General features: G+C 70.9%; 7 protein-coding genes and 1 pseudogene. 5 read left to right on the top strand and 3 right to left on the bottom strand.

The genetic code is table 11. The features are described from left to right. Positions 1-126 (top strand): annotated as a pseudogene (locus AB1460_RS35070) (acyl-CoA dehydrogenase); the annotation flags it as partial. A 47-nt stretch (positions 127-173) separates the two neighbouring features. Here the strand turns inward: AB1460_RS35070 and AB1460_RS35065 are convergent. Both AB1460_RS35065 and tnpA read right to left on the bottom strand, forming a co-directional pair. Further along, a complete protein-coding gene (locus tag AB1460_RS35065) occupies positions 174-1,238 on the bottom strand; it encodes an RNA-guided endonuclease InsQ/TnpB family protein (RefSeq protein WP_368966682.1) in 1,065 nt (354 codons plus the stop codon). Beyond that, positions 1,235-1,669 (bottom strand): IS200/IS605 family transposase, encoded by a 435-nt coding sequence (tnpA, locus tag AB1460_RS35060; protein ID WP_368966681.1) that lies wholly within the window; start codon positions 1,667-1,669, stop codon positions 1,235-1,237. Before tnpA ends, AB1460_RS35065 begins: the two co-directional genes overlap by 4 nt. Positions 1,670-1,752: 83 nt before the next feature. Between tnpA and AB1460_RS35055 the strand changes: the two genes are divergently transcribed. The 3 genes from AB1460_RS35055 (at position 1,753) to AB1460_RS35045 (ending at position 3,916) form a co-directional block, all read left to right on the top strand. After that, on the top strand, positions 1,753-2,448 hold the full coding sequence (locus tag AB1460_RS35055) for a class I SAM-dependent DNA methyltransferase (protein ID WP_368966679.1): 696 nt from the start codon (positions 1,753-1,755) through the stop codon (positions 2,446-2,448). Positions 2,449-2,589: 141 nt separating this feature from the next. After that, complete coding sequence (locus AB1460_RS35050) at positions 2,590-3,468, top strand: alpha/beta hydrolase family protein (protein ID WP_368966677.1); 879 nt, start codon at positions 2,590-2,592, stop codon at positions 3,466-3,468. 124 nt (positions 3,469-3,592) lie between these two features. Beyond that, positions 3,593-3,916, top strand: a complete 324-nt coding sequence (locus tag AB1460_RS35045) for a DMT family transporter (RefSeq protein WP_368966684.1) — start codon at positions 3,593-3,595, stop codon at positions 3,914-3,916. A 58-nt stretch (positions 3,917-3,974) separates the two neighbouring features. On the opposite strand, the gene AB1460_RS35040 is transcribed toward AB1460_RS35045, so the two are convergent. Further along, a complete protein-coding gene (locus AB1460_RS35040) occupies positions 3,975-4,922 on the bottom strand; it encodes a helix-turn-helix domain-containing protein (RefSeq protein ID WP_368966676.1) in 948 nt (315 codons plus the stop codon). A gap of 897 nt (positions 4,923-5,819) precedes the next feature. Between AB1460_RS35040 and AB1460_RS35035 the strand changes: the two genes are divergently transcribed. Further along, positions 5,820-6,340: AfsA-related hotdog domain-containing protein (locus AB1460_RS35035; protein ID WP_368966674.1), on the top strand; the 521-nt coding region annotated here is incomplete at its 3' end.

The raw sequence follows: 6,340 nt of genomic DNA, 5'->3' as shown, positions 1-6,340 counted from the left end.
TTCCACCACCACCTCCGCCGCGCCCTCACCCTCGACGGACTCCTCGGCAGCACCCGCGACCTCACCCGCCAGGCCGGCACCCACATCCGCACCCACCACCACGCCCCCCGCCTCATCAACCTCTGAGGTATAGCTGGGGGGTGACTACTCCGACGGCTGAAGCCGCCGGCTTCTCAGGCTGCTTGCGCGGCCTGACGGGCCAGCCCGACCCGAAGGATGTTCGCAGCCGCGTTGACGTCGGCGTGCGCGGTGTGCCCGCATGCCGTACAGACGAACTCGGCCTGGGTCCTGCGGTTCTCCGCGGCACAGTGGCCGCAGGCGGCGCAGGTGCGGGAGGTGTTGGCGGGGTTGACCTCCACGACGACCCGCCCGGCGCTTTCAGCCTTGGCGTGCAGAACGTTGAGGAACACCCCCCATCCCGCATCGAGAATGTTTCTGTTCAGCCCGGACTTGGCCCCCTGCCCATTCGGCAGGAACGCACCCGGCGCGTCGGGATCGGGCCTGGCTCTGGCACGTCGGGTCATGCCCCCGACGTTGAGCGCCTCGACGGCGATCAGGTCGCGCTGCGCGGCGGCCAGCCGGCCCGCCGCCCGCTCGGCGAACCGCGGGTTTGCGTAGTGGACGCCGCCGGAGGTGGTCGCGAGGGAAGCCACGCCCAGGTCGACACCGACCGCCGAGCCTGTCGCGGGCAGCGGCTCGGTGGGTACGTCGGCGCAGGACACGACGACGTACCAGCGGCGGCCCTCCCTCCGGACGGAGACCGTCCTGACGGTGCCGCGGACCGGCCGGTGCTGGTTGACCTTGAGGTGGCCGACGCCCTGGAGCCGGACCCGGGTCCGGGTCGGGTGGTTCGGGTCGCTGTCCCAACGGCAGCCGTCGCCGTCCTTCGGCCAGTCGACGGTGTCGAACCGGTTCCGCCCTTTGAACCGCGGATAGCCCGGTGTCTGCCCGGCCCTGACGCGGCGGAAGAAGGCGGCCATCGCCTTGTCGAGGCGACGCAGAGTGGCCTGCTGAGACGAGTACGACCAGCGTGCCTGGTCCGGGTCGAACGCTCGGATCTCGGAGAGCTGCCCGGCCTGGGCGGTGTAGCGGACCGAGGTCCTCGACGGGTGCCGCCAGGCGTCGCGCCGTTCCTGCAGCGCGGCGTTGTAGAGCGCCCGGTGATCGTCAAGCATCGCCGTCAGCGCGGCCACCTGGCGGGCCGTCGGGCGGAGCTGGAACCTGAAGGCCCGTCTCACCGCGTCACCGCCCCGCGCCACGGCCGCTCGTTCTGCGTGTCGATGTACCGCCGCACCGTATCGGCGCAGACCGCGCCGACCGTGGCGACGAAGTACGACCGGGACCACAGGGTCGGCAGCCGAGACCACAGCTGCCAAAACTCCGCACGCAACACGTGGGACGTGAAGCCCCTGAGCTGGTTGGCGATGTACGACGGGGCGTGCAACGAATGAGCTTTCACGAACAGGTGACCATGCTCGGGCTCGATCCCCAGCGCCATGACCAGCCAGTCATGCCAGGCACACTTCTCGCGAAGCAGGGAATCCAACCGGTCACGGACCAGGCCGGCCAGGACAGCCCGCCGGTACCTGGGGCACCAGACCACGCGGCAGCTGAGGTCACGGCCCCCACCCGCCCCCGCGGTCACCTGCCGCCCCACACACACGACCATACCAACGTGAGTGGTCTCACAGTTACGGTCCGTACCAAATTCCCCTGCCGCCTGAAGGCGACAGCCCCCACCGGAGCCGTCTGATGGACTCGGACAGGACGAGCGCAGCCGGGCCGAGCCGATGGTCGTCGGTGGCGGGCGGTGCGTCGGGGCAGCGCTACGCGGCGCGGTTCGACCAGCTCGCGGCCCAGGGAACCGACGTCCACGGCGAGGCGAGCCTGTGTGCCGCCCTGGTGCCGCCCGGTTCCCGTGTTCTCGACGCCGGATGTGGCACGGGACGGGTGGCTGTCCGGCTGGCCGAGTCGGGCTACCGCTGCATCGGCGTGGACAACGACCGGTCGATGCTCGATGCCGCCAGGGCTCGCTCGACGGCGGTGGTCTGGGTCCACGCGGACCTTGCGGCCCTCGACCATCCGGCCGGGCACGACGGGCCTCGCGCGCTCCCCGCTCCCGCCGCCACCGACGGGCCCTTCGACCTGATCGTCGCGGCCGGGAACGTGATCCCGCTGGTGGCGCCCGGGACGGAGGCCTCAGTGGTGCGCGGGCTGGCGCGGCGGTTGGCTCCGGGTGGTCTTCTCGTCGCCGGGTTCGGTCTCGACGCGGCGCACCTGCCACTCCCGGAAGCCCCGTTCGGCCTGGCGGACTACGACGCCTGGTGCCACGCCGCCGGCCTGACGCTCCAACGGCGGCTCGCGACCTGGGACGGCGCCGCCTTCGACGAGGCCGCGGGCCGCGCCGGCACCGCCGGCTACGCCGTCAGCATCCACACTCGCCACTGATCGCACCCGGTCGGCCGCAGCGGGACACTGCGGGCCACAGCGGGCACAGCGGGCCGCCACCGATCTGCCGAGGGCAGACATCCTCTGCTCTCGGCAGGCGAACGGCACGTCGCACGTGATCCGGTCCTAGGTTCGCATGCCATGAGCACACCGTTGACCGAGCCCGTCGTCGGCTGGGCGGCCGGCGTCCCCTTCACGGCGCTGCCGCCGTCGGCGAACGGCCAGGACCAGAACCAGGGCCACGGACCCGCGCCGCTGATCGTCGCCTGGCACATGATGGACGCCCCGCGCTCGGACGCGGCGTTCGCCGCCGCGCTCCCGCTGGCCGGGGTGCACGCCTGGCGGGTCTACCTCGGGATGCCGCTGGTGGGGCGGCGTCCGGTACCGGGTGCGTATGAGGCCGCGCAGGCGGATCCGATGATGCGGTACGTCGGCCCGGTGGTCCGGCAGGCGACCGAGGAGTTCCCCGCCGCGCTCGAGGTGCTCCGGGAACGGTTCCCCTGCGGCGACGGGCCGATCGGGGTCGTCGGCGGCTCGCTCGGCGGGACCGTCGCGCTGAACGTGCTGGCCCGCGTGCAGGTGGACGTCGCGGCCGTCGCGCTGGTGAACCCGGCCATCCGGGCCCGCACGGCGGTCGAGGTCTTCAGCGCGGCGCACGGCACCTCCTACCCGTGGGGTGAGCAGGCGCGGTCGGGCGCCGACGAGCTGGACTTCGTGGCGCACGCCGCCCTGATCGGCGCCCGGGATCCCGCGCCGGCCCTGCTGGTGGTCAGCGGTGAACACGACTACCCGCGCAGCCGGGCCGACGCGGCCGAGCTCGTCGCCGCCCTGGGCGATGCAGGCTCCGCGAGCGACGGGAGCGGCGCGAGCGACGGGCCGGAGCGGATCCGCCTGCAGACGATTCCCGGCCTGGACCACCCGCTCGCCGAGCAGCCCGGCGTGGAACCGGCGCCGCAGACACCTCTCGCCCGGCTCGTCGACGAGACGGTCACCGCCTGGTTCCGCACCCACCTGCGCTGAAACAGTCGGGCGGCGACCCGCGGACACTCCAGCAGCGGGGGCCCTCGCGAGGCCGGGACGCGCCGTACCCGAACCTGGAGCGACACGGCTGGTCCGGCCGATGACGCGGGGGATGGTGGTGCGGGTGCGGTATCTGCTGCTGATGGTGGCGATCGTGTCGGAGGTGGTGGCGACCAGTCTGCTGAAGAGCACCGCGGGCTTCTCCCGCCTGTGGCCGACCGTCGCCTGCCTCGCCACCTACGGAGTGGCGTTCCTGGCGCTCTCCCTGGCCATCGAACGGGGGCTGCAGGTCGGCATCGGGTACGCGATCTGGTCGGGGCTGGGGACCACGCTGATCGTCCTGATCGGCGCCCTGTTCCTGCACGAGCCACTCACCGCGGCGAAGGTCCTCGGCGTGGCCCTGATCATCGCGGGGGTCATCGTGGTCAACCTCGCCGGCGCTCACTGAGAGTGCCCGGGCGCCCAGAGGCCCCGGTGCCCGGCCCGCGTCGGCGCCGACCGTGCGGTCAGGATGCGTCCAACCGCAGTCCGTGGTTGACGTCACCCGCCACCAGCCGCATCAGCCACAGGGCCATCACGGCACGGGCCCGGCCGATCGGGCTGTCGAGCCCGAAGCCCAACAGGGACTCGGCGCGTCTGATCCGGGCCGCGGTCGAGCTGTGGTGCAGGTGACTGGCCGCAGCGGCCCGCCGGAGCGATCCTTCGGCCAGCAGCGACTCTATCGAAGCGATCATGTCGCGCCCGCGTGCCGACGAGGACAGCCGGATCATCGCCTGGACGTCCGGCAGACCCACCACCTCGTGGGCGGGAACGTGCGCCGCGATCAACGCGAGCCCGCTGAGGTCATCCCAGTAGACGATGTGATCACGGTGCGGTCGCTCGACGGCGAACCGCAGCGCGACCCGGGCACAGCCGAAGGAACTCGCCGCCCGCAGCGGCGGCAGGGCAGGCCCCACGCCAAGGCGGGAGAAGGGCGCCGACGACAGTGCCCTCGCATCCGCGCTGACCAGCAGGACGGCCGTCTCCCCCACCACGGCCCACTGCGCGACGGACCCGGCCCGGCGCAGGACCCCGATGTAGGGATCCATGCTGTCCGTCTCCGTCGCGAGAGTGGCCAGCACCCGGATGTCGCGATCCGACCTGAACCCGAGCATGCGAAGTGCCCGCAGCCGGTCGATCTCTCCGGTGCTCTCCGCGAGCGCGATCTCCACCAGGCCGGAGGCATCTTCCAGCGATCTGCTCTGCGCACCACGTGTGATCGCCGCTCGCACGGCGGCGGCAAACCTCTCCATGAGCAACATGTCCAGCGGCTCAGGATCATCGGTTCTTTCGAGCCACACCGACGCGCCGTCTTCGAGCTCGGTATGAAGAGGGCCGGAGAACGGCCCGTCGAGAGTGGTCAGGTTACCCGCCGGATCGGAGCGCAGCAGCCGGCCCCGTTCGACGTCGTACATGCCCGCGGCGCATCGGGCGATCTTTGCCGCCCCTTGCACGATCTTCGAAACCGCAGCTGCCTGCTTCGTGAGGAGTCGAAGTAGGAAATTATACTCAGGACCCTTTTAGCGTCCTCGTCGCGTGTCGACAGCTGCCCGATGAGGATGTCCATGTGCGCAACCTAGGCCGTTCCGGCAGGCAACACTCCGCATGGTGACAAACGCGACGATTTCCGGTCGACAGCCAGCATCAGCGCCCGCCTGCCACCATGGCGGCCCACCTACATGACGGCGCACCTACATGACGGCGCAGCGAAGCGCCCGCGGCCGATCAGGAAAGGGTACCGGGCGGGGCGACAGAACTCCCGAACTATTGCTCATGAGCAACCAATGAGGGTGGCCTCGGGCCGGTCGCGTCCATCGCCGCACAATTCCGCCTGCTGGTTTGTCGTCGCCCCCCGCTCCGGGCTGGCTGGCTGGCCGCTCCTCGACGGGACAGGTCCTCGACCTGCGTCCTGAATCCCGGCATCCGCACACCCGCCACGAGTGGGCGCGGCCCGGGGCGACGGCCACCGCTCGGCGGGAGTACCGCGGCGAACGGCCGCCATCCGTCGGTTGCGCGGCTCCCAGGTGAACGGCGACCATCAGAACACGCACGCTTGAACGAACAGAACTGCAATGCCGGGTCGCCTGTCACCTGTTGTCCGTGAGCGGTCGCCGGTCACCGGCGGCACGAGAACCGCCCTCGCCCTCTCGGTCGGCACGGTCTTCCGACTCGTTTCACGCAGGCCTCCCGGGTGGCTTTCACCGATCCCGCGTTCATCCGGATCAGCCCTGCACCAACGAACGACCGAACGGCCGGACAAATTCCACCGAACCGCAGTCCCCGACTGTCGGGACACCACAGATGGAGAACACATGCATGGACCGTCGCCCGCGGATTCACCCGACGAACTGGTAGTACTCGTAGGTGACCGCCTCACCCCTCCCGGCGAAGACCGAGAAGGCCTCATCCGCTACTCCGACTTCCTCTCGTCCGTCGAGCGGGGAAGGTACGACGCCGCTCCGCCCACGCGACTGAAGATCGTGACGGGTCAGGGCATCGGCCGGTACGAGACAGAACACCTGCAGCGGGAACTGAAACGACGGAACCTGGACTCGACGGTCGAGCGGTCGCTGGGCAACGACACGGATCTCTCCCTCGCCGGCCGGCACGAGGTGCACAAGGACAGCCAGCGCAATGTTCTGATCTGCGACGTCCGGCAGGTCGGCGCGGGCCGCTACCAGGCCGGCCTCTCCATCGACAACGACAACGAGCTGGTTCTCGACCACGCCACGGGCCGGCACATCCCCGGCATGGTGGTGATGGAGGCCACCCGGCAGATGGCCCGCGTCAGCGCCGAACGGCAGCTCGACGGCCGGACAACCGGGGGCGGAGG

Origin of the sequence: Parafrankia sp. FMc2 (assembly GCF_041008525.1) — a bacterium.
Lineage (GTDB): Bacteria > Actinomycetota > Actinomycetes > Frankiales > Frankiaceae > Parafrankia.
This window is presented reverse-complemented; position numbering and strand designations above follow the sequence as displayed.

Excerpts from the sequence above, each read along its gene's own strand:
- tnpA (WP_368966681.1), bottom strand. The coding sequence starts at position 1,669 with ATGGTCGTGTGTGTGGGGCGGCAGGTGACCGCGGGGGCGGGTGGGGGC.
- AB1460_RS35055 (WP_368966679.1), top strand. The coding sequence starts at position 1,753 with ATGGACTCGGACAGGACGAGCGCAGCCGGGCCGAGCCGATGGTCGTCG.
- AB1460_RS35050 (WP_368966677.1), top strand. The coding sequence starts at position 2,590 with ATGAGCACACCGTTGACCGAGCCCGTCGTCGGCTGGGCGGCCGGCGTC.
- AB1460_RS35040 (WP_368966676.1), bottom strand. The coding sequence starts at position 4,922 with ATGTACGACGTCGAACGGGGCCGGCTGCTGCGCTCCGATCCGGCGGGT.